The 21,527-nt window shown below is 70.7% G+C and carries 18 protein-coding genes; 8 read left to right on the forward strand and 10 right to left on the reverse strand.

The genetic code is table 11. The annotated features are described in order from the left end of the window. Positions 1 to 57: 57 nt before the first annotated feature. Entirely contained in the window at positions 58 to 546 is a 489-nt protein-coding gene (locus OV427_RS20250; RefSeq protein WP_267857773.1) for a cupin domain-containing protein, read from the forward strand. Between the two features lie 164 nt (positions 547 to 710). Beyond that, positions 711 to 1,616 (forward strand): MBL fold metallo-hydrolase, encoded by a 906-nt coding sequence (locus OV427_RS20255; protein WP_267857774.1) that lies wholly within the window; start codon positions 711 to 713, stop codon positions 1,614 to 1,616. Positions 1,617 to 1,625: 9 nt separating this feature from the next. Here OV427_RS20255 and OV427_RS20260 read toward each other — a convergent pair whose 3' ends face one another. Next, the gene (locus OV427_RS20260) at positions 1,626 to 3,917 is read right to left on the reverse strand and encodes an ATP-binding protein (protein WP_267857775.1); all 2,292 of its coding nucleotides are present in this window, start codon (positions 3,915 to 3,917) and stop codon (positions 1,626 to 1,628) included. A 240-nt stretch (positions 3,918 to 4,157) separates the two neighbouring features. Between OV427_RS20260 and OV427_RS20265 the strand changes: the two genes are divergently transcribed. Then, positions 4,158 to 6,368 (forward strand): tryptophan synthase alpha chain, encoded by a 2,211-nt coding sequence (locus OV427_RS20265; protein ID WP_420718271.1) that lies wholly within the window; start codon positions 4,158 to 4,160, stop codon positions 6,366 to 6,368. Positions 6,369 to 6,385: 17 nt separating this feature from the next. On the opposite strand, the gene OV427_RS20270 is transcribed toward OV427_RS20265, so the two are convergent. Continuing rightward, on the reverse strand, positions 6,386 to 6,892 hold the full coding sequence (locus OV427_RS20270; protein WP_267857777.1) for an outer membrane protein assembly factor BamE: 507 nt from the start codon (positions 6,890 to 6,892) through the stop codon (positions 6,386 to 6,388). A 182-nt stretch (positions 6,893 to 7,074) separates the two neighbouring features. Here OV427_RS20270 and ppk1 point away from each other — a divergent pair, with 182 nt between their 5' ends. Then, on the forward strand, positions 7,075 to 9,234 hold the full coding sequence (gene ppk1, locus OV427_RS20275; protein ID WP_267857778.1) for a polyphosphate kinase 1: 2,160 nt from the start codon (positions 7,075 to 7,077) through the stop codon (positions 9,232 to 9,234). A gap of 92 nt (positions 9,235 to 9,326) precedes the next feature. On the opposite strand, the gene OV427_RS20280 is transcribed toward ppk1, so the two are convergent. The 3 genes from OV427_RS20280 to OV427_RS20290 all read right to left on the reverse strand — a co-directional run bounded on the left by OV427_RS20280 (position 9,327) and on the right by OV427_RS20290 (position 11,842). Then, a complete protein-coding gene (locus OV427_RS20280; RefSeq protein WP_267857779.1) occupies positions 9,327 to 10,238 on the reverse strand; it encodes an ADP-ribosylglycohydrolase family protein in 912 nt (303 codons plus the stop codon). Between the two features lie 41 nt (positions 10,239 to 10,279). After that, a complete protein-coding gene (locus OV427_RS20285) occupies positions 10,280 to 10,573 on the reverse strand; it encodes a hypothetical protein (RefSeq protein ID WP_267857780.1) in 294 nt (97 codons plus the stop codon). A 123-nt stretch (positions 10,574 to 10,696) separates the two neighbouring features. Beyond that, positions 10,697 to 11,842, reverse strand: coding sequence for an App1 family protein (locus OV427_RS20290; RefSeq protein WP_267857781.1), 1,146 nt, complete (start codon positions 11,840 to 11,842; stop codon positions 10,697 to 10,699). Between the two features lie 155 nt (positions 11,843 to 11,997). On the opposite strand from OV427_RS20290, the gene OV427_RS20295 reads away from it, so the two are divergent. Next, a complete protein-coding gene (locus tag OV427_RS20295; RefSeq protein ID WP_267857782.1) occupies positions 11,998 to 12,432 on the forward strand; it encodes a DUF6209 family protein in 435 nt (144 codons plus the stop codon). A gap of 48 nt (positions 12,433 to 12,480) precedes the next feature. On the opposite strand, the gene OV427_RS20300 is transcribed toward OV427_RS20295, so the two are convergent. From OV427_RS20300 to OV427_RS20310, 3 genes are all read right to left on the reverse strand, one after another. Further along, positions 12,481 to 13,671 (reverse strand): SMP-30/gluconolactonase/LRE family protein, encoded by a 1,191-nt coding sequence (locus OV427_RS20300; RefSeq protein ID WP_267857783.1) that lies wholly within the window; start codon positions 13,669 to 13,671, stop codon positions 12,481 to 12,483. A 129-nt stretch (positions 13,672 to 13,800) separates the two neighbouring features. Further along, complete coding sequence (locus OV427_RS20305) at positions 13,801 to 15,663, reverse strand: glycoside hydrolase family 15 protein (RefSeq protein ID WP_267857784.1); 1,863 nt, start codon at positions 15,661 to 15,663, stop codon at positions 13,801 to 13,803. Between the two features lie 26 nt (positions 15,664 to 15,689). Next, positions 15,690 to 16,781 carry a glucose 1-dehydrogenase gene (locus tag OV427_RS20310; RefSeq protein ID WP_267857785.1) on the reverse strand — a complete coding sequence of 364 codons (1,092 nt, stop codon included), beginning with the start codon at positions 16,779 to 16,781 and terminating at the stop codon, positions 15,690 to 15,692. Positions 16,782 to 16,972: 191 nt separating this feature from the next. On the opposite strand from OV427_RS20310, the gene OV427_RS20315 reads away from it, so the two are divergent. Continuing rightward, on the forward strand, positions 16,973 to 17,554 hold the full coding sequence (locus tag OV427_RS20315; RefSeq protein WP_267857786.1) for a hypothetical protein: 582 nt from the start codon (positions 16,973 to 16,975) through the stop codon (positions 17,552 to 17,554). Between the two features lie 88 nt (positions 17,555 to 17,642). After that, complete coding sequence (locus OV427_RS20320; RefSeq protein WP_267857787.1) at positions 17,643 to 18,347, forward strand: hypothetical protein; 705 nt, start codon at positions 17,643 to 17,645, stop codon at positions 18,345 to 18,347. A 12-nt stretch (positions 18,348 to 18,359) separates the two neighbouring features. Here OV427_RS20320 and OV427_RS20325 read toward each other — a convergent pair whose 3' ends face one another. Both OV427_RS20325 and OV427_RS20330 read right to left on the reverse strand, forming a co-directional pair. Continuing rightward, on the reverse strand, positions 18,360 to 19,955 hold the full coding sequence (locus OV427_RS20325; protein WP_267857788.1) for a serine/threonine-protein kinase: 1,596 nt from the start codon (positions 19,953 to 19,955) through the stop codon (positions 18,360 to 18,362). Between the two features lie 81 nt (positions 19,956 to 20,036). Continuing rightward, entirely contained in the window at positions 20,037 to 20,396 is a 360-nt protein-coding gene (locus OV427_RS20330; RefSeq protein ID WP_267857789.1) for a hypothetical protein, read from the reverse strand. 222 nt (positions 20,397 to 20,618) lie between these two features. On the opposite strand from OV427_RS20330, the gene OV427_RS20335 reads away from it, so the two are divergent. Beyond that, positions 20,619 to 21,527: an ABC transporter ATP-binding protein gene (locus OV427_RS20335; protein ID WP_267857790.1), complete on the forward strand. Its 909-nt coding sequence runs from the start codon at positions 20,619 to 20,621 to the stop codon at positions 21,525 to 21,527.

Raw genomic sequence — 21,527 nt, forward strand, 5'->3', positions numbered from 1 at the left:
AGGGGACGTCATGGCGCGAGCCATTGCAGCGACGCCGCACAAGGAGTCGAAACCGGCATGAGTACGCCCACCCGGAGCTCCACCGTCACCGTCGCCCGGCCGCCACGCTGGGACAACCGCCGCCGCGCCGAGGCCGTGGACAACCCCTCCACCGAGCCCGCGCCCGAGCAGGCCGCCACGCCCACCGTGGACAAGGTCAACCTCGCGGAGAAGCTCGCCCTCTTCTCCGAGCACTGGTCTCCCAGGGTCGTCGGTGACCTGAACGGCCAGCAGGTGAAGCTGGTCAAGCTCCAGGGCCCCTTCGTCTGGCACCACCATGAGAACGAGGACGAGCTGTTCCTCGTCCTCCAGGGCCACCTGCGCATGGAGTTCCGGGAGCGCACCGTGGACGTGACGCCGGGCGAGTTCATCATCGTCCCCCGCGGCGTCGAGCACCGGCCCGTGGCCGAAGAAGAGGTCCACGTGCTCCTCTTCGAGCCCGCCTCCACCCTCAACACCGGCAACGTCCGCGGCGAGCGGACCGTCGAGCAGCTCCAGCGCCTCTGAAGCAGGGCGCGCCGCCTGAGCGGGCTTCCGCCACCCGGGTGGCATCCGAGCAGGCGAGCCTCCGGCTCCCGCGTGTCGGTGGATTCCTCACCGGGGCCCCACAGCGCACCTTTGCTCCGGACCCGAGCGGCCCCACCAGGGGCCCGACGCCAGGAGCCGGAGCGATGCGCATCCACCACCTCAACTGCACCACCATGTGCCCGCCTGGACGCCGGCTGATGGACGGGCGGAAGGGCTTCATCGGGCCGGCGGCACTGGCGTGCCACTGCCTGCTGGTGGAGGGCGCTCGCGGCCTCATCCTCGTGGACACCGGCTTCGGCCTGCAGGACGTGCTGCACCCGCGCCAGCGCCTGGCGCCCATGTTCCTCGACGTGTTGTCCCGGCCCCGCCTCATCGAGGAGTCCACGGCCATCCGCCAAATCGAGCGGCTCGGCTTCAAGGCCGAGGACGTGCGCGACATCGTCCTCACCCACCTGGACTTCGACCACGCCGGCGGCCTGGACGACTTCCCGAACGCGCGGGTGCACCTGCTCGAGGACGAGTACCTCCAGGCCACCGCGCAGGCCACGCCGCTGGACCGGCGCCGCTTCCGTCCCCTCCAGTGGATTCACGAGGAGAACTGGGTGACGTACCCCATGGGCGGTACGGCGGACGGCTGGTTCGGCTTCGAGTGCGTGCGCGACTTGAAGGGCCTGCCGCCGGAAATCCTGCTGGTGCCGCTGGTGGGGCACACGCTGGGGCACGCGGGCGTGGCCATCCAGTCCGATGACGGCTGGCTGCTGCACGCCGGGGACGCGTACTTCTACCACGGGGAGATGGACCCGGACCGGTACCGCTGCACGCCGGGGCTGCGCGCCTACCAGAAGCTCATGCAGAAGGACGGGTACCAGCGCTGGTACAACCTGCGCCGCCTGCGAGAGCTGGTGCAGCGGCACGGCCGCGAAGTCACGGTGTTCTGCGCGCACGACTCGCTGGAGTTCGAGCTGCTCGAGGAGCGCGACAAGGCCCCCGTCGAGTCCGCGCTGCGCAGCTTCCTCGCGCCCGCGACGGAGTCCCCGCTGCACGCGTGAGCCCGCGGCTCATGACGGAGCTGGCGGCGGGCCGGGAGGCTCCGGCTCCGGGCCCACCTCCACGCCCGGCTGGGACAGCGGCAATTCCACCGTGAAGAGCGCGCCCTCGCCGGGCGAGCTCTCCACGCGGATGACGCCGCCGTGTGCCTCCACCAGTTGCTGGACGATGTAGAGCCCCAGGCCGAAGCCCGCGTGCTTGCCGGCGGAGGGCCCGCGCTCGAAGCGGTTGAAGATGAGCCGCTGGGACTCGGGGGCGATGCCCTGCCCCAAATCCCTCACCCGCAGCCGGGCCCTCGGCCCCGTCCCACGCTCCACCCGCACCTCCACCGGACTCCCCCTGCCGAACTTCAGCGCGTTGGACAGCAGGTTCGTCACCACCCGGTCCAACCGCAGCCGGTCCCACCGCCCCACCAGCCCCAGCTCCGCGTCGAACACCAGCTTGCAGCCCGCCTCCTCCGCCTGTTCGGCGAAGCGCTCCACCACCTCGTGCGCCAGGTCCGCCAGGTCCACCGGCGCCACGTCCAGCACCAGCTTCCCCGACGACAGCCGCGACAAGTCCAGCAGGTTGAGCAGCAGCTGCCCCAGCCGCTGCGTCTGCTTCAGCCCCGTGCCCAATCCCTCGCGCACCTTCTCGCTGCCAGGGGGCAGCTCCATCCGGTGCAGCCGGCGCAGCAGCAGTTGCAGCGTGTTCAGCGGGTTGCCCAAATCGTGCGCCGCCACGCCGATGAGCTCCACCGCGTCCTGCGCCTCGCGGAACAGCCGCGCGTTGTCCAACGCGAGCGCCGCCCGTCCCGCCAGCTCCTCGACGAAGAGCTGGTCCGTCGGCGTCAGCCGCCGCTCCGGCGTGGACGTCGCCAGGACGAAGACGCCCCGCGTCTGCGTCCCCACTCGCAGCGGCACCGCGAGGTACGAGTGGACGCCTACCTTTTCCAGCAGCGCCAGGTGCTCCGCGTCCTGCGCATTATGGGCCAGCGCCTCGGGAGAGACGTGGCTGACCAGCTCCGAGCGCCCCGACTTCACCACATGCCAGAGGCCCTCCGGCGCATTGGGAGGGGGCAGGTAGCGCCGCACCGATTCCCATATCCACTGCTCCTTCTCCGGCACCACGTGCTTCACGGCGCGGGGCTTGAGCTCTCCCGAGGGCGTCAACAGGAACAGCACGCACACGTCCGCCACCTCGGGCACCATCAGCCGCGCCAGCTCCGCCACCGTCAGGTCCGGGTCCAGGAACTGGTGGAAGAGACGCCCGGCCTCCGCGAGCAGCCGCTGCGTGTTCTCCGTCTTCCGGCGTTCGGTGATGTCGCGCGACACGTGGGCGAAGCCCTGGAGCTCTCCGTGCGCGTCGCGCAACGCGGTGATGATGACCTCGGCGAGGAAGCGCGTGCCGTCCTTGCGCACGCGCCACCCCTCCATGCGCAGCCGCCCATCCCTCCGGGCCCGCGCCAGGTCCAGCTCCGGCTGCCCCATCCGCACCTCCTCCGGCGGGTAGAAGACGGACGCCGGGCTGCCGAGGATTTCTCTCTCGGCATAGCCCTTCATGCGCTGCGCGCCCGGGTTCCAGCTCGCCACGCGGCCCTGCGTGTCCAGCAGGTAGATGGCGTAGTCCTGCACGCCCTCGACGAGGGACTGGAAGCGGTGGGCGCTGACCTCCGCCTCGTGCTGGAGCGGCCGCAGCCGCCGTGTCAGCACCCAGGCCAGCACCGCCGCCACCGTCAGCCCCAGCGACGCCGCCAGCAGGATGAGCAGGTGCACCCGGCGGTCCGCCTCCACCGCCTCCTGGATGCCCAGGGACAGCCGCTCCTCGCTGCGCTCCGCGAGGACCCGCAGCGCCTCGAAGGCACGCTGGCGCGTCTCGCCCACGCGCGCCTCGAAGATGTCCTCCACCTTCTGGCGGCTGATGCGCAGGTCCTCGGCGGTGAGCAGCGTCCTCACGGACTCTTCGTGCTCCAATTCCGCGTGGGCGGCGGACTCCAGCAGCGCGGCCACGGGCTCGCCGTCGAGCCGGGGCTTGAGTCGCTCGTAGGTGGCGATGAAGCGCTGGCGCGACACCGCCATGTCCTGTGCGAAGAGCGGGTCTCCCGACACCGCATAGCCGCGCCCGCTGGACACCTTGTCGCTGAAGGCCCGGCGCAGCCGCTCCACCTCCAGCAGGTCCATGGAGAGGTCGAGGATGCGCGCCTTGTTGCTCGTCCGCACCGTCAGCAGCGCCACCACCGACGTGCCCGCGAGCACGAGCGCCACCAGCAACGAGGCGATGAAGCCCGCGCCAATGCGCTTCGTGAACGTCCACGGACGCCCCACTCCGCCCCCCTCCGGCCGCAACGTCCGGCGCGCCGCGTGCAAGGTGGCCGGCCCGCTCCGCCGCAACCAGCCGTGCTCGCGGGTGGCGCACTGTCGGGAATCGGGCGCCTCCGAGTCCGATGCGGGAGTCCACTCGCTTCTGTCCACCAGTCGCCAGACGGAGCAGGCGGGCGCTGGGCACGGGCCTCGCGCGACACCACGTTGTGACGCGGGCGGCGGTTCAGGGTGCGGCGGGCGGACATGCGGGGCGAAGGACGTCGAAGGGCGTGGTCGTGGGCGTGTTTCCTGGTGCTGTGGGCGGCGTGTACCGACACGCGGCCCCCACCCGACACCCACGGCGCACGGCATCCCTCCCACTGCGAGCCCATGACGTGCGCCTCGCAGGGCATGGACTGCGGCGTCGCCATCGACGGCTGCGGCGGCACGCTGGACTGCGGCACCTGCGCCCCCGGAGAGACCTGCGGCGGTGGCAAGCACAACGTGTGCGGCGTCGGGCCCTGCGTGCCCCTCACCTGCAAGGCCCTCGGAAGCAACTGCGGCCCGGTGTCGGACGGGTGCGGCCGGGTGCTCGACTGCGGGACGTGCGCCGCGCCCGAGACGTGCGGCGGAGGCGGCACGGCCAACGTCTGCGGCGAGCCGTCGTGCGTACCGGACACCTGCGCGGGGCTCGGCAAGGACTGCGGCACCGTGCCGGACGGGTGCGGCGGGACGATGGCGTGTGGCGCCTGCGGCCCGGGACAGACGTGCGGTGGAGGCGGCGCGCCCAACGTGTGCGGTGACGACACCTGCGTCCCGGCGACGTGTGTATCGCTGGGGAAGAACTGCGGGCCGGTGTCGGACGGGTGCGGCGGCATGCTCGAGTGCGGCGTCTGCGCGGAAGGACAGACGTGCGGTGGCGACTCGGTGCCGAACGCATGCGGGGGGGGTGCGTGTGCGCCGTCCACGTGCGAGGCCCTGGGGAAGAACTGCGGCAGCCTGCCGGATGGCTGTGGCGGGCTGCTGTCGTGCGGCACCTGCGCGGTGGGACAGGCATGCGGCGGTGGCGGTGAGCCCAATGTCTGCGGCGGTGGCGCGTGTACCGCGGCCACGTGTGAGGTGTTGGGGAAGAACTGCGGCACGGTGCCGGACGGGTGTGGCGGCGTGCTCGAGTGCGGCGCATGCACCGCGCCCGAGACGTGCGGTGGGGGTGGCGAGCCCGGCGTGTGCGCCCCGCCGCCCTGCACTCCGACGACGTGCGAGGCGCTGGGGAAGAACTGCGGCCCGGTGCCCGACGGGTGCGGCGGGGGGCTGGACTGCGGCACGTGCGCGGTGGGACAGACGTGCGGCGGCGGCGGAGCGGCCAATGTCTGCGGGACGCCCGCGTGCCGGCCGTATACCTGTGGCCTGCTGGGGAAGAACTGTGGCGCCGTGCCGGACGGGTGCGGCGGGACGCTGGACTGCGGCACGTGCACGGCGCCCGAGTCCTGCGGCGCGGCCGACGTGCCCAACGTCTGTGCCTCGACGCAGCCGGTGTGTCTGGACAGGGAGCTGGGCAATGCGTTGCCGGTGTCGGTGAAGGGCTCCACCGCGTACGCGGGGGATGACCATGTGGCCTCGTGCGGAGGACGGCCCGCACCGGACCGGGGCTTCCTCTGGACGGCGCCGAAGAGCGGCACGTTCACCTTCGACACGGCGCGCTCGGCGCTGCGCTCGCTGATTTCGGTGCGGCGCGACGGGTGCGGCGGGGCGGAGGTGGCGTGCGCCGCGGACGGCATCAGCTACGGCGGCGGCGCGCGGGTGACGGTGCCGCTGGTGCAGGGGGCATCGGTGCTGGTGGTGGTGGACTCGGCGAGCAGCGACCGCTTCAGCGCGGGCCACTTCGAGCTGCACATCGACGAGCTGCGCGCGAGCGAGGCGGGCGCGTGCTTCGACAACATGGACAACGACGGGGACCGCTGGGTGGACTGCGCGGACACGGACTGCCACGACACGCCGGGCTGCGACGGGCGGGGCTGCGCGCACCATGACCTGGGCAGCGCGCTGCCCGTCACCTTCCAGGGTGAGACGGCGGGCTCGGGAGACGGCTTCCAGGGCACCTGCGGCGCGCAGTTGCAGCAGGACCGCGCGCACCTGTGGACGGCGCCTCGCGCGGGGACGTTCGTCTTCGACACGTCACCGGGCGGCTGGGGCAACGCGCTCTATGTCCTCACCGGCTGCCGGGGCACGGAATTGGGCTGCGCGGCCAACCCGAATGCCAACGCGCAGGGCTCGCCCGCGGTGAAGGTGACGCTGGAGCAGGGACAGACGGTGCTGGTGGTGGTGGACGGCATGGCCCACCCCGACCAGGACACGCCCATCCGCTACACGCTCCACGTCAGCGAGTACGCCCCCACGGAGGCGGAGCGCTGCCTGGACGGCGCGGACAACGACGCGGATGGCAGGGCGGACGCGGCGGATGCGGACTGCCGGTAGCGGAGGGCGGCGCGCCGCTACCCGTCCTTGGACGGCGAAGCGGCCGGGGCGCCGCCTTCAGGCACCGCGAAGGTGCCGGTGGCCGGGTCCACGGACCAGGCGGAGAACTTGTGCTGCGTCACGTCCCGCAGCTTCCCGTCCTCGTAGCAGACCTTGTAGATGAGGAACTGTGGGTTGATGAAGTTGGGCGTCCCGTAGCGGTAGCACTCCGCCCCGGTGGCGTCCTGCTCCAACGTGATGGGCCGCCCGAGCAGGGCCACCACCTGGTCCGCCGTCATCCCACCGCGCACGGACTTGATGCCCTGCGGGGTGACGAGCCGGAAGGTGTGCTCCTCGTTCTTCGCCAGGGTCCAGAAGCCCACACCCAGCACCACCGGAAACAGGGCCGCCAGCAACGCCAGGGCCCAGCGGCCGCGCGGCACGGGCCGGCCGTCGTTCTGGAAGGCGGTGAACAGGCCTGTCGAATCCGCCGCCAGGGCCACGGCGCTCGAGGGGGGTTCTGTCGTGCTCACGTCGACTGACATGCCGACCTCACATACCGGATGCAAGAAAGTCCACGCCACCCCACCTTTGTCACTGCTCCCCCTCCACCCGAGGACTAGATGGCCTGGGAGCTTGCTCCCCCAGGTAACGGGGAAGTTACAAAGACTGGGACACCCAACTGCTACATCGGACCTACACGGCGTTCAAGAGGAGTCACGGAACCATGGCGAAGCGCGGTGGCGGGCGGGGTGTCACCCAGAAGCCTTTGGAACGAGATGCCATTCCCGCGGGTACGGAACCGACGGACACGGAGCTCTTCTTCAACCGGGAGCTGTCCTGGCTGGCGTTCAACGACCGCGTCCTCCAGCTCGCCGAGTCTCCAGACGTCCCGCTGCTGGAGCGCCTGAAGTTCATCTCCATCTACGCGCGCAACCTGGACGAGTTCTTCATGATTCGCGTGGCCCGCCTGCACGAGCAGGTGCGCAGCAACGTGGCCCGGCTGGTCCCGGACGGCGCGTCCCCGAGCGTCACGCTCGACAGGCTGCACCAGGGCATCTTCGAGCAGGGCCGCCGCCACGCGGACTGCTTCGAGAAGGCGCTGCGCCCCGCGCTGGCGGAGAAGGGCCTGCGCATCCTCTCCGCGAAGGACTTGGACCCCGAGCAGCGCAACCAGGTGGATCAGCGCTTCCGCGAGCAGATATTTCCCGTGCTCACCCCGCTGGCCATCGGCCTGGGGCGGCACTTCCCATACATCTCCAACCTGTCGCTCAGCCTCGCGGTGCTGCTGAGAGACCCGGAGGCGGACGAGGAGAGCGTGGCGCGGGTGAAGGTGCCCAAGGAGCTGATTCCCCGCTTCCTGCCGCTGAAGGGCAACGTCTTCGTCCCGCTGGAGGAGGTCATCGCGCAGCACCTGGCGGACCTGTTCCCCGGCATGCAGGTGCTGCACTGGGGCGTCTTCCGCGTCACCCGCGACGCGGACTTCACCGTGTCCGAGGACGCCGAGGATTTGCTCAAGGCGGTGGAGACGGAGCTGCGCCAGCGCCGCTTCGGCGACGTCATCCGCCTGGAGGTGGGGGCGGGCATGAGCCCCAAGCTGCTGGAGCCGCTGGTGGAGGCGCTGGGGCTGGAGCAGCGGCAGGTGTACGAGGAGCACGGCCTCGTGGGCCTGTCGGACCTGGCGGCCATCGCCTTCGGGCCCGGCTTCCCCGAGCTGAAGGACGCACCGTGGACGCCCGTCACCCAGCCGCGCCTGCGCCCGGACGCGGACGTGCAGGACGGCGGCACCGTGATGTCCGCCATGCGGCGCGGAGATTTGCTCGTCCACCACCCCTACGAGTCCTTCGGCTCCTCCGTGGAGCGCTTCGTCACCGAGGCGGTGGCGGACCCGGACGTGCTGGCCATCAAGCAGACGGTGTACCGGACGTCGGACAGCTCACCGCTGGTGCCCGCGCTGATTACGGCGACGGAGAACGGCAAGCAGGCCGTGTGCATGGTGGAGCTGAAGGCGCGCTTCGACGAGCGCACCAACATCAAGTGGGCCAACGCGCTGGAAGAGGCGGGCGTCCACGTGGTGTATGGGATTCCATCGCTGAAGACGCACGCGAAGGCCATCCTCATCGTCCGGCGTGAGGGTGAGCGGGTGCGGCACTACGTGCACATCGGCACGGGCAACTACAACCCGAAGACGGCGCGCCTCTACACGGACCTGGGCCTGTTCACCAAGGACCCGGACATCGGCGCGGACGTGGCGGACCTGTTCAACTACCTCACCGGCTTCGGCCGGCCGAAGTCCTTCCGCAAGCTGCTGGTGGCGCCGCTCACCATGCGCGAGGGGCTGATGGAGGAAATCAAGCGCACCATCATGGCGCACACGCTGGAGCGCCCCTCGCGCATCCAGATGAAGATGAACGCGCTGGTGGACCCCACCATCATCCGCGCGCTCTACGACGCGTCCCGCGCCGGGGTGAAGGTGGAGCTCAACGTGCGCGGCATCTGCTGCCTGCGCCCGGGGGTGCCCGGCGTATCGGAGAACATCCGCGTGGTGTCCGTGCTCGGCCGCTTCCTGGAGCACTCGCGCGTGTACAACTTCGAGCGAGGCAGCGAGCTGCGCTGCTACATCGGCTCCGCGGACCTGATGCCGCGCAACCTGGACCACCGGGTGGAAGTGCTGGCGCCGGTGGAGGACCCCGCCCTGGCCGCCCAGGTGCGCGACATGCTGGACCGCTGCATCGCCGACAACACCTCCGCATGGGAGCTGACGGCGGACGGGGCGTGGAAGCGCCGCACCCCGCCCTCCCCCGCCGAGAAGCGCTCCGTCCAGGCGGAATTGATGGAGCGCTCCATCCGCATGGCGCAGTTCCAGGGCGGCCGGCCGCTGCCCTGAGCCCGGGAATGCGCCAGGGCGCATGGCGTAGCGCGACGGCGACCGGCCACGACCTGACCGTTGGACCCGGTGAAAACCCCGGTGCCGTGCCGTCACACCCGCCGGCGCAGGGGTTCGCGCGCGGCGAGCCAGGTCGCGGGGATGGAGGCGTGTCCCGCGCTGAGGGCGACGATGCCGCCCACGATGGCGCAGGTGGTGTCCCGGTCTCCGAAGCCGGCCACCGTGCACCAGAGCGCCTCCTCGTACGAGTCCAGGTGCCTCGCGGCACACCACACGGCGAAGGGCACCGTGTCCTCCGAGATGACCTTCTGCCCGCTGCCCAGCGTGCGAGCCGCCGAGGACGGGCTCGCATCCAGCGGCCAGGCCCGGGCCGCCTCCACGCCCTGCCGCGTCGCCCCGGCGGGCGTGGCGTCCAGCACCACGTCGAAGAGCTGCTTCGCAGGGACACGCGTCCGCGACCACTCGCAGGCCCACGCGGCGGCGACGGCAATGGCGATGGCCCCCGCCTGTCCCTCCGGGTGCATGTGCGTCACCTCCGCCGACGCGCGCGCCTCCGCCACCACCCGCGCCAGGTCTCCCGCGAAGTATGCGCCCAGTGGCGCCACGCGCATGGCGCCACCGTTGCCCATGGAGCCCTGGCCCTCGAACACCTCCGAGGACACCTCGTGCCAGGGCAGGCCGATGCCCAGCTTCTGCAGGATGTCGTGCGCCGTGCCGCCGTAACCCCGGTTCTTGTCCAGTCGGTAGCGCCTCGCGAAGAGGCGCGCCAGCGCGTCCTGGTCGACGCGGCCGTGGTCCTCCAGCACCTGGACCACCGACAGCGCCATCTCCGTGTCGTCCGTGTACCCCCACGGGGCGCGAGGCAGGACGCGCTGCTCCACCAGGGGCTGCACCACCTCGAGCGGGCCGAAGAAGCGCTCGCCGAAGGCATCGCCCACCGACTGCCCATCCAGCGAGACGAGGGCACGCGCCATCCGCGCCGCGCGCTCCTGGGTGTCACTCATGGGAGGCGCTCCTGCCATCGCGGTGGGGGGTCATGCGGGGCTCAATCTTCGACCGCGAGACGGTGGGCATCCACATCCAGCTCGACGAGCTGCCTGCGCGCATGTTCGGCGTTTTGGGGGGTGAACCGCGCCTGCGCCGAGCCGTTCAGGCTCACCGGGCCGAGGAAGGCCGTACCGTCCACGATGTTATCGCTCGGGGGCGCCGGCGGCGGATGGAGGACCGCCTGCGAGCTCTCACCAGGCTCTGGCACTTCGGCGACTTCTGTTTGACCACACGCGCCCAGCACCATCGCGGAGAGCGCCCAGCAAAACGTACGCACCAGGTAGCCACGCACAGACTCACTTCCAGGGGGGACACAGGGGTTGTCCCGAAAACGTGGCGCGCCTTTGCCACACTTGAAGACCGGAATTCAAGTGAGGGCGCTGTTTTTTCATAGACCTGGAAATCAATCAAAGACTCAGGGGTCGCGGCCACCCCGCAGCCCGCGGGCGGAGTCCTCGAGGCGGTGGGCCTCCACCTCCTGGACCTCGCGCCAGTCAATCCAGCCGGAGCGCGCCGCATGCCGCGCCGCGGCAGTGGTGTCATCCACCACGAGCAATTGGCTGCCGGCCTCGCGGATGTCCGCGCCAATCTTCTCCAGCTGCTCCGCCCGGCGCGGGTGGCCGGGCACGCTGCGGATGTAGACGCAGAGGATGCGGCCCGGGTACTCGCGGCAGATGGTGCGGTAGTGCTCCGCGTCCTCCTGGCCGCTGTCGCCGATGAGGATGAAGGGCAGGCGCTCCATCGTGTCCATGAGACCGCGAATCTTCTCCAGCTTGTGCCCGTGCCCGCCCCCGGGCGCGAAGCCGTGGCGGGACAGGCCCCAGTCACGCAGCAGCAGCGGCCCCGGGGGGATGTGGTGCAGGCCGAGGAACTCGTCCAGGTGCTCGTACAGGTTCCAGGGGCTGCTGGAGACGTAGAAGATGGGGTTGTCCGCCGCCTCGCCCCGGCCCCCCTGGAGCGCCGCGTAGAAGGCATCCACGCCGGGGAAGGGCAACCGCACGCGGTGCTCGGTGAGGAAGAGCGCCCACGCGCGCTTGAGCGGATTGGTGACACCCGTGACGATGACGGTGTCGTCGATGTCGCTGATGACCCCGTACTCGGCGCTCCGGCCCGCCACCCGCACCGGCGCGGCCACGCGGGGCACGCCGTGCGCCTCCGGGGAGAGCAATTCCAATTCCACCATGTGCCAGCCCGAGCGCACGCCTTCCGGCGGCGGCACCCACAGCTCGAGGAAGCCCTCCTCGTCGGTGGTGCCCTCCCAGCGCTTGTCGCCCCAGCGCACCGCCACGTGTGCGCCGGCGATTTCGCGCGTCATGTAGCGCTTGTAGGAAGCAATCGCGCTGCCCACCAGCGTGTGCCGCTGCTGGGGCGGGCGGACGTGCCGGTCCTCCAGGACGCGCGCCTTGATGACGGCGCGCTCGGCGGTGCCATAGCCCCGGTAGGGAAGGATTCGCAGCGGCGGGGCGATGCCCAGCTTCTGGCGCAGGCTTCGGCTCAGTGCGTCGTAGTGCGCGTCCACTCGGACGGCGAAGCGGTAGAAGGCAGGGAAGAGGTCGGCCATGGCGCAGGGCGTAAAGAGAGTCGGAACAGGACTGTAGAAGACTCCGGGGCCCGCGCGGGGCAATCCCGCGAGGAGCGCCACCCGGCCGACACAGCCTGCAATGGCCGCGACGTCCGTATCGACACTGTAGTTCCCCCTCCACCAGGAGCATCCTCTTGCTGCGTCATCCCACCCGCTGGTTCCTCGCCGCCGCCGTGCTGTTCGTCGGCACCGTCGCCGTCTCGCAGACGTCGCCGAGCATCACCTTCCAGTCGCCGTCGCAGAACTGGAACGTCTTCGCGTCGTCCAACCCGCTGCCCTTCGGGAAGACGGCGACCATCAACTACAGCGCGGACCGGCTGACGCAGTGCCGGGGCAACATCAACGCCACCACGCCGGGGTGGACCATCACCGGGCACTACAAGTTCAACAACGGCCCGGTGCAGGACTTCTGGGTGGCCGGCTTCTCGTCCGTCCCCAACCCGCCCGCGCCCTCGATTCCGCTCAACACGAAGGGCGACCTGTCCATCTGGTTCGAGAACACCAGTCGCTGGGGCTGCCAGGCGTGGGACTCGAACTACGGCAACAACTTCCACTTCAACGTGCAGTGACGTGAAGGCCGAGGGAGCACGGACGGTGTGGTCCGCGCTCCCGCGGCGTCACATGCCGGCGACGCCCGCGATGCCGGACCTGAAGCGGTAGATGTAATAGGGCGCGTTGGCGGCGATGTGCTCCTTCGTCTGGAGCATGTGGTGCGGAATGGCGCTGTCCGCCACGTAGAGCCAGCCGTCCGGCCCGTGGCTGAGCGCGTCCGCCCAGCGGATGCGCGGCGACTTCACCAGCGTCTCCAGCCGGCCCTGCGGGCTCATGCGCAGCACCGCGCCATGCTCCACGTCGGTGATGAGCACGTTGCCCTCCACGTCCGCGCTCAGCCCGTCGTTCAAGGGCTTGCGGCCCACGGCCTGCAGCCGCTTCTCCAGATCCTCCTCGGAGAGCGACGCGTCCCGCAGGTCCGCCGCGCGCACGCGGTACATGGTGTCGTGGTTCATCGCCGCGAACCACACCCACTCGCCCGACGGGTCCATGGCGATGCCATCCACGCCCGCCTTCAGCGCGGCGAGCCCGCCGAAGAAGACCATCTCCTTGATGGGGTTGCGGATGATGAAGTCCTGGGGGAACACGGACGCGTGCCCGTCCAGCACGCGGCGCGCCTGCTTCGTCGCCACGTCGTAGACGACGAGCCCCGGCTTGCGCCGCCAGAAGGCCACGTCCGCGACGAACACCGTCTCCCCCTTCGCGTCCACGCGCAGGTCCTGGAGCAACGAGCCCGGCGGCGCCACGTTGGGCGGGAAGACGAACTCGTGCGCGAGGTGGCCCGTGGCCAGCTCGAAGGCCAGCAGCCTGGGCGTGCCCATGGCGTGGTTGCCGTGGTCGATGACCCACAGCCAGTCACGCCGGTCGATGGTGACGCCCAGCGGCGTCTCGAACAGCTTCGCCTGCACCTCCGCGTTGGGGTACGGCACCGCCTTGCCATCCACCCACTCGCGAAGCTTCGCGCCCTCCGGGCGGCTCTCCGGGTGGATGGTGAAGAACAGCCGCCCCGTGGAGGACACCGCCACGTTGCCGATGGGCTCGGGGCTCTGCGCCACCACCTCCAGCGCGCTGTCCGGGAGCAGCGGCATGCCCGTCACGTCCGGATACGGCTCACCACCGCCGTAGCGCAGGCGCACGCCCCCGGCCGCGAGCGCCAGCAGCGCGGCCACGCCTCCCACCACCTTGAGCCACGTCGCACCCCGACGGGGCGCGGCGGAGGGAAACGGACCACCAGGAAGGGGAGTCGGAGCGGCCACGGAAGCCTCGCGGAAAATGACCTGGAGTCACGTATAAGTGACTGGGAGTCATTCTGTCGAGCCGGCGAGACGCCGGGGTGCCGTGGGTACGGAGGCCGGGGCCGCGTGGTTCTGGGCGCCCCGCTTTTTTCAGTCCCGCCCCCCCAGCGTCCGGTCCAGGTTGTACGCGGCGCTGATGAGGGACAGGTGGGTGAGCGCCTGCGGGAAGTTGCCGAGCGCCTCGCCGGACATGCCCGTCTGCTCCGCGTACAGCCCCACGTGGTTGGCGTAGCCCAGCATCCGCTCGAAGGTCAGCCGCGCTTCCTCCAGCAAATCCGGCCTCGCCACGCTGGCGCGCGTCATCGCCTCCACCAGCCAGAAGCTGCACAGGTTGAAGGTGCCCTCGCGGCCAGCGATTCCGTCCAGCGTCGCGTCCACGTCGTAGCGGAACACCAGCCCGTCCGACACCAGGCCGCCCTCGGAGGGCGGACGGCGAATCCGGTCCAGCGTGGACAACATCCGCGGGTCCACCGGCGACAGGAAGAAGACCAGCGGCATGAGGAGGTTCGCCGCGTCCAGCGCCTCACGGTCATACGCCTGGACGAAGGCCTGCCGCTGCTGGCTCCACCCCTGCGTCATGATTTCCTCGAAGATGGTGTCGCGCACCGCGAGCCACCGGGGCCGGTCCGCCGGCAGGCTGCGCTTGTCCGCGAGGCGAATCGCCCGGTCCACCGCCACCCAGCACATCAGCTTCGAGTACACGAACTGCCGCCGCCCGCCGCGCACCTCCCAGATGCCCTCGTCCGGCTGGTTCCAGTGGTTGCACACCCAGTCCACCATCCGCCGCAGGTGCCGCCAGAAGTCATACGAGATGGGCGCCACGTACTTGTTGGACAGGTACACCGAGTCCATCAGCTCGCCGTAGATGTCGAGCTGCAGCTGGTCCGCCGCCGCGTTGCCGATGCGCACCGGCCGCGCCCCGCCGTAGCCACTCAGGTGTGACAGCTCCACCTCGTCCGGCACGCGGCTGCCATCCAGCGAGAACATCAGCGGCAGCGGCCCGTCTCCGTACTCCGCACAGCGCGCCTCCACCCAGCGCATGAAGGCCGCCGCCTCCTGCTTGAAGCCGATGCGCATGAACGCATAGATGGTGAAGGCCGCGTCCCGCAGCCAGCAGTAGCGGTAGTCCCAGTTGCGCGTGCCGCCCGGGGACTCGGGCAGGCTGCACGTGGGCGCGGCGACAATCGCTCCCGACGGCTCGTACGTCATCAGCTTCAGCGCCAGCGCCGAGCGCTGCACCGTCTCGCGCCAGCGGCCCCGGTAGTTGCAACCCGACAACCAATGGCGCCAGTAGTCCACCGTGTCGCGGAAGAGCACCTCCGCGGACTCGTGGCTGTGCACCAATTCCTTGCATGACAGGCGCGCGCCCTCCCGCATGGAGAAGACGGCGGACTGGTTCTCATGCAGCGTGAAGTGCGCGCTGACGCCCCGGCCCTCCTTGCGCAGCGGCACCGACGAGGCCAGGGTCATCTCCAGCGACTTCGACGAGAAGCAGGCCCCGCCGTGGATGAGGCGCGTCTCGTGCGTGTCCCGCGCGTAGTTGAAGGCCGGGAAGCACTCCATCTCGAAGCGCATCACCCCGCGCACCACACGCACGCGCCGCAGCACCTCGCGCTCGTACTTCCGCCCGTGGCGCGACATGGGCATGAAGTCCACCAGCTCGCCCACGCCATCCGGTGTGTAGAAGCGCGTCACCAGCACGTTGGTGTCGGGCCAGTAGAACTGTTTCTTCATCACCCCGTCCGGCTCGGGGCAGATGCGCCAGTGGCCTCCCCGCTCCGGGTCCACCAGCGCGCCGAAGATGCTCGGGCTGTCGAAGTGGGGGAAGCACAGCCAGTCGAGCGTGCCCTCGTTCCCAATCAGGGCCACCGTGCGCAGGTCGCCGATGATGCCGTGGTCCTCAATCGCGACCCCGCCGTCCACCAGGTTGCTCTGCTGAGTCCCCGCTGCCATTCGAAGCCTCCTCGCCCCGCGCGTGCTCACCCGAAACTGATGACGTGCTTGATGCCGCCGCCACCCTTTTTGCCCATCACCACGTCGGCGAAGTCCTCGGGCGGATGGTGCGCGGTGATGAGCCGCTCCAGCCCGCCCGGCCAGCGGGCACGGAAGCGGCCGAGGTCCTCCAGCGCCATCTCGAAGTCCGAGTCCGCCGCGTTCACCGTGCCCAGCACCACCTGGTTCCGCAGCACCAGTTGCTTCAACAACGCCGCCCCGTCCAACGACAGCGCCTCCGGGTCCGAGGGCACTCCGGTGAAGACGAGGACGCCGTTGGGTGCCAGCGCCTTCAGCGTCTCGAAGGCAGCCCTGGCCACGCCCGCCGCCTCGTAGATGAGGTCCGGCGCGCCGGCCCGGCGGACCAGCTCCTCCGTGGACACCTCCTTGGAGGACAGGTAGGGCGCGCCCAGCGCCTCGGCGGAGTCCGCCTTCACGTTGGGCTTGGCGCTGCGCGAGTACACCGTGGTGGCGAAGCCCCGGCGAAGCAGCGCCATGACGCCGAGCTGCCCCACGGGGCCCGCGCCCAGCACCACCGCGCGTCCCGGCTCGGGGCGCCACGGCAGCCGCTCCTGGATGCGCTTCACCTCGCGCAGGGCCTTCTCGGCAATCGTCAGCGGCTCGGTGAGCACCGCCACCTCGCGCAGCTCCGCGGGGACGCGGTGCAGGTACGCCACGTCCTCCGTGAAGAGCTCCGAGCAGAAGCCGTGGGCCTCCTTGATGCCGCGCTCGGTGTAGTCGCCGGTGATGCAGAAGTCCGGGTGTCCGTGCCGGCACGCGGGGCAGGTGGCGTGCGGGCAGGGCCGGCGCACGCGCGGCACGACGAGGTCTCCGCGCTGGAGTCCGCGCACGGCGTCGCCGACCTCCACCACCTCGCCCAGGCACTCGTGGCCGAGGATGAGGTACTCGGAGCCGGAGGGCGGTGTGCCGTAGGTGAACTGGAGGATGTCCTTGTCCGTGCCGCACACGCCCACCTCGCGCGTGCGCACCTTCACCTGCGTGGGGGACTGGAGCCGCGGCTCGGGAGCGTCGACGACGCGCACCTCGCGTTGCTTCGGAAAGACGGCGACGGCCTTCATGCGCGGGCTCCTTCGCGTGGCGGGCGCGTGTCCCTGTGTTCCTTGCAGCAGGCGCGACACGCCCGCACGGTAAGGTGGGGCGCGAGGTCCTCCGGTGCACAGCGCCCGCCCGGCCGCTGACCAGGGGTCAACGCTCCGGGCGCGCACGAAACCGCTGCCCCCCGGGACGGCCCGGGTCTATGAGGAGGGCCGTGAGCGAGCCCTCCTCCACCGCCCTCCCGTCCCTCCCGTCCGAGGAGGAGCCGCGCCGCAGCCGCTCCACCGCCATTGGCGCGGCGGCCTGCGTGCTGCTGGCGCTGCCCTTCCTCATGCTCGGCCCGTACCTGCTGGACGCGAAGGCCCGCGTGGAATTGCGCTGCGAGCCGGGGGGCCCGTGCACCCTCACCCACGCGGGCTGGCTCACGCGGGAGGAGGCGGGGCGCTTCGCGCTGGACGAAATCCAGGGCGTCCGGGTGGAGCGCACCCGCAGCGCCCGCCGCGACAGCGTCCCCATCTACCGGCCGGAATTGGAGACGACGCAGGGCCGCTTCCCCCTCTTCCACCAGTGGGCCACCGACGAAGCCGAGGCCACGGGCGTGGAGACGCAGGTGAAGCGCTACCTCGCCGCACCCCGCGAGGCCCCGCTCGAGCTGGTGCACGATGACCGCCGCGCGTCGCTGCGCGTGGGTGGCGCCTTCACCGGCGTGGGGCTGCTGCTGCTCGCCTTCAGCGGGTGGCTGCTCGTGAGGACGCGGGCGCACCGGCGCGCGGAGCGGCTGGCGCAGGCGGCGTGACTCGCACGTGAGCGCCATCTCCTACCCGACACCGGCGGACGGCCCCGGGTTGGGAGTCGGGATTGCGCCCATGGTAGACAGGGAAGACATGAAAGCCTTTGTTGCCTTCCGAAGCTCGGTGCTGCTGACGCTGCTGTGTGTCCTGCCGGGCGTGGCCCTGGGAGGCGACGGGGAGGACTCCGGGTCCGACGGCGCCGGGAGCACGTTCCAGCGGCGAATCGAGCGGGCCGAGCACCTGTACGAGTCGCTCGAGTACGAGAAGGCGCTCAACTGGCTGTCCCAGGCGAAGCAGGTGGCGTCCACCATCGAGGAGCAGGTGAAGGTGGCGCTCTACCGGGGCATCGTCCTGGCCGACCTGGGCCGGAGGAAGCAGGCACTGGAGGCGTTCCGCGCCGGGCTGTCGCTCCACCCAGAGAGCGTGCTCCCCTTGCAGGTGGCGCCCAAGGTCCAGCGGGACTTCGAGTCCGTGCGCAAGCAGGTGCTGCGCAAGCTGGGCTCCACGGACTCACGCGCCCAGCGCGCTGACGCGGAGAAGCCCGCGGAGGAGCCCCTCACGGCCCCGGCGCCCCTGGCCGAGAAGCCCGCGGCTCCGGCTCCGTCCACGCCCCCTCCCGAGACGACCGAGTCGTCCACGCTCTCGAACCTGCGCTCGCGGCTGGGAGTCACGGGCGCGAAGGTGGGCAAGGACGTCGGCTCGGCCCTGGGCTCGGCCCTGGACATGGTCGTGGGCTCGGACAAGAAGCCCGCGCAGGCGGCCCCGGAAGCGAAGCCCACCGCGAAGGACGAGCCGTAGCCCGCGCCGCCCTCACTCCTCCAGCAGGTTGAGCTTGAAGACGTTGGCCTCGCCGGCCTTCACCTCGATGCTCCGCGTCACCTTCTTGCCGAGCTTCGGGTTGACGGCCGTCACGACGTAGAGGCCCTCGCGCACGTCGATGGCCTCGAACGGCGTCTCGCCGACCTTCTTCCCATCCAGGTACACGGTGGCGTACGGCCGGATGCGGAACTCGAGCGTGCCCAGGTTTCCCTTCACCGCTCGCGACGGGCCGGACTTCCGCTCCGGGGTGGACGCGGCGTTCTGCTGGGGGGCGGCAGCCTGCGGCCCACCCACTCCAGGTGCCGCCATGTCGTCATCCGCCGGGGACTCCACCGAGGCGTCGGGCGTGCCCTGCCCCTCGCCCGCCGCCGCAATCGCCTGGGCCACGGGAGGCTCATGGGCACCGGCATCCACCAACTCCGAAGCCACCTCGCCAGACTTCGCTCCGGCCGCGGTGCCAGCGACAACAGCCTCCGGAAGAGGCCTTGGAAGCACCGGCCCTGGCGTCCTCCCGAACAGCAGGTATCCGCCTCCTCCGACGAGCAGCACCGCGCCCGCCACCGCCGCCGCCGGCAGCAGCTTCCTGGGGCCTCGTGAGCGCACCACGGTGGCGTCGTCGGCTCCGTCCGGACGGCGCGGCGACGTCGCGGGCGTGGGTGCCGCCTGCGCGCCGACACCGTCCACGACCTGCTCGACGAGCTGGGCAATCTGGTACGCCCCGACCGGGACGCCCGCGGACATCACGAAGCGGTCCAGGTCCGCCTGGAGCGCGCGGCAGTCGGGGTAGCGGGCCTCGCGGTCCTTCGCCAGCGCGGTGGCGAGGATGGACTGGAGCACGCGCGGCAGGTCCGGCCGGTAGCGCGTCGCGGGCACGGCCGTGCCGGAGACGATGGCCTGCATCATCCCCAGCTCGTTGGCGGCCTCGAACGGGAGGCGGCCGGTGAGCAGCTCGTACAGCACGACGCCCAGCGCGTACACGTCCACCCGCCGGTCCAGCGTTTCCGCAGTGACCTGCTCCGGCGGCATGTACGCGACCTTCCCCTTCACGATGCCCGTCTGCGTGCGGTGCTTCTGCCCCGCCACCTTGGCGATGCCGAAGTCCACCACCTTCACCGCGCCCTGCCGCGACACCAGGATGTTGTCCGGGCTGACGTCCCGGTGAATCAACCCCAGCGGCTTCCCGCTGGCGGGGTCCTTGAAGTCATGCGCGAAGGCCAGGCCCTCGGCGGCGGCGGCAACCACCCGGGCGCAGATGGCGGGAGGCAGGCTCATTCCCAGCGACGCGGCCTGACGCTGCCACCGGCGCAGGTTGGGGCCGTCGATGTACTCCATGGCGAGGAAGTAGGTGCCGTCGGCCTCGCCGAAGTCGAAAATCTGCACGATGTGGGGATGGTTCAGTCCGGCGACCAGCCGCGCTTCGCCGAGGAACATCTCCACGAAGGACGCGTCCTCCACGAGGTGCGGGAGGATGCGCTTGAGCACGAGCGTCTTCTCGAAGCCCCCGGGCCCCTCGGCCTTCGCCAGGAAGACCTCCGCCATGCCCCCCACGGCCAGCTTGCGGATGAGCTGATATTTGCCCACTTGCATGTGCCCGGGTTCTCCCAGGTTTGCCGCCAAAGGGAAATCCCTCCCCCGCCCCGGGCGCGCCGATGCCCCACGACCGCCGTGCTAGCTGAACACCTGCAGCATGAACCAGGCGAAGCGGGTGACGCCCAGCGCGAGCGTCACGCAGAAGGCGGCCCCGAAGCGCTCCAGGTTGAACTTGAACTGCCAGTCCAGCAGCTTCACCCCACCGAAGCCCGCCACCAGCATGCCCACGAGGATGGGCGCCACCAGCCCCGCCAGCAGGGACAGCTCGAAGGACTCGATGAGCGGCGCGGGGAGCAGCCACAGGCTGGCGCCTCCGGCCAGCACACCCAGGCCCAGGAAGAGCACCAGCCCGGCCCGGCCGAACCGGCTGTCCTTCCCGAAGACGTCCAGGACGTCGGTAGCCACGTCGCCGAGAAAGTCGGTGATGGAGCTGAACATGCCCTCCTGTCTAGGACAGCCGGGCGGCCGGCGAAAGCAGCCTTCGCCCGCATCGCCACATTGCTGGTGGGAGGGGATGGGACCCGGGCACAAATGACCAGGGCCGGAACGTGATTCATCGGGCCGCAAGGGGAAGTGGGAGCGGGCGGGCAGACGGGCCGATGCCGTATCGGTCGCTCATGCCCCCTTCCCACCTGTACCCACGTGCCTAGCTTGTCGCTGATGCTACGTGCGCTCCTCGGACGATGGCGAAGCTCGCTGCGCCTGCTCCGGCCGGCACATGTGGAGCCGGAGCGCGCGAAGATTTCCGTCGCCCAGCTCGGCCACCAGTACGCCAACAAGGTCGTGGCCCTCCAGAACGTGGACCTCAACGTCCGCTCGGGCGAGTTCGTCTGTCTGCTGGGACCGTCCGGCTGCGGCAAGTCCACGCTCCTCTACGCGCTGGCGGGCCAGGTGACGCCCACCGGCGGCACCGTGCGCATCGACGGGAAGTCCATCCACGGCCCCGGGCCGGAGCGGCTCCTGATGTTCCAGGAGGCGGCCCTGTTCCCGTGGCTCACCGTGCGCGGCAACATCACCTTCGCGCTCGGCGCCAAGGGCGTGCCGCGCTCCGAGCGCCGCGAGCGGGCGGACATGTACATCCGCCGCGTGCAGCTCACCGGCTTCGAGGACACCCTGCCCCACCAGCTGTCCGGCGGCATGAAGATGCGCGCCTCGCTGGCCCGCGCGCTCGCCATGGACCCGGCCGTGCTCCTGATGGACGAGCCCTTCGGCTCGCTGGACGCGCAGACGCGCATCCACATGCAGGAATTGCTTCAGTCCATCTGGCTGCGCACCGGCAAGACGGTGGTGTTCGTCACCCACGACGTGCACGAGGCGCTGATGCTCGGCACCCGCGTGGTGCTGATGGCGCCCCGGCCCGGCCGCGTCGTCCGGGATTTGGAGGTCCACCTGCCCATGCCGCGTCAGCCGGAGGACGCCGGGCTGAACGAGATGGTGCGGCACCTGCGGGGCCTGCTGCGCGACGTGGAGGAGCCCGCGCGCGCGGAAGCCACCACCCGGCGGACGCCCGAGCGCACCTCCGCGCGCCACACCCTTCCCGCTGATGGAATGCCCCGCCCCGCGAGGTAG

The organism is Pyxidicoccus sp. MSG2 (assembly GCF_026626705.1).
Lineage (GTDB): Bacteria > Myxococcota > Myxococcia > Myxococcales > Myxococcaceae > Myxococcus.

What these genes read in the sequence shown, in the direction of transcription:
- OV427_RS20250 (WP_267857773.1), top strand. Translation starts at nt 58, where the DNA reads ATGAGTACGCCCACCCGGAGCTCCACCGTCACCGTCGCCCGGCCGCCA.
- OV427_RS20255 (WP_267857774.1), top strand. Translation starts at nt 711, where the DNA reads ATGCGCATCCACCACCTCAACTGCACCACCATGTGCCCGCCTGGACGC.
- OV427_RS20265 (WP_420718271.1), top strand. Translation starts at nt 4,158, where the DNA reads ATGCGGGGCGAAGGACGTCGAAGGGCGTGGTCGTGGGCGTGTTTCCTG.
- OV427_RS20270 (WP_267857777.1), bottom strand. Translation starts at nt 6,892, where the DNA reads ATGTCAGTCGACGTGAGCACGACAGAACCCCCCTCGAGCGCCGTGGCC.
- ppk1 (WP_267857778.1), top strand. Translation starts at nt 7,075, where the DNA reads ATGGCGAAGCGCGGTGGCGGGCGGGGTGTCACCCAGAAGCCTTTGGAA.
- OV427_RS20280 (WP_267857779.1), bottom strand. Translation starts at nt 10,238, where the DNA reads ATGAGTGACACCCAGGAGCGCGCGGCGCGGATGGCGCGTGCCCTCGTC.
- OV427_RS20290 (WP_267857781.1), bottom strand. Translation starts at nt 11,842, where the DNA reads ATGGCCGACCTCTTCCCTGCCTTCTACCGCTTCGCCGTCCGAGTGGAC.
- OV427_RS20305 (WP_267857784.1), bottom strand. Translation starts at nt 15,663, where the DNA reads ATGGCAGCGGGGACTCAGCAGAGCAACCTGGTGGACGGCGGGGTCGCG.
- OV427_RS20310 (WP_267857785.1), bottom strand. Translation starts at nt 16,781, where the DNA reads ATGAAGGCCGTCGCCGTCTTTCCGAAGCAACGCGAGGTGCGCGTCGTC.
- OV427_RS20320 (WP_267857787.1), top strand. Translation starts at nt 17,643, where the DNA reads ATGAAAGCCTTTGTTGCCTTCCGAAGCTCGGTGCTGCTGACGCTGCTG.
- OV427_RS20325 (WP_267857788.1), bottom strand. Translation starts at nt 19,955, where the DNA reads ATGCAAGTGGGCAAATATCAGCTCATCCGCAAGCTGGCCGTGGGGGGC.
- OV427_RS20330 (WP_267857789.1), bottom strand. Translation starts at nt 20,396, where the DNA reads ATGTTCAGCTCCATCACCGACTTTCTCGGCGACGTGGCTACCGACGTC.
- OV427_RS20335 (WP_267857790.1), top strand. Translation starts at nt 20,619, where the DNA reads ATGCTACGTGCGCTCCTCGGACGATGGCGAAGCTCGCTGCGCCTGCTC.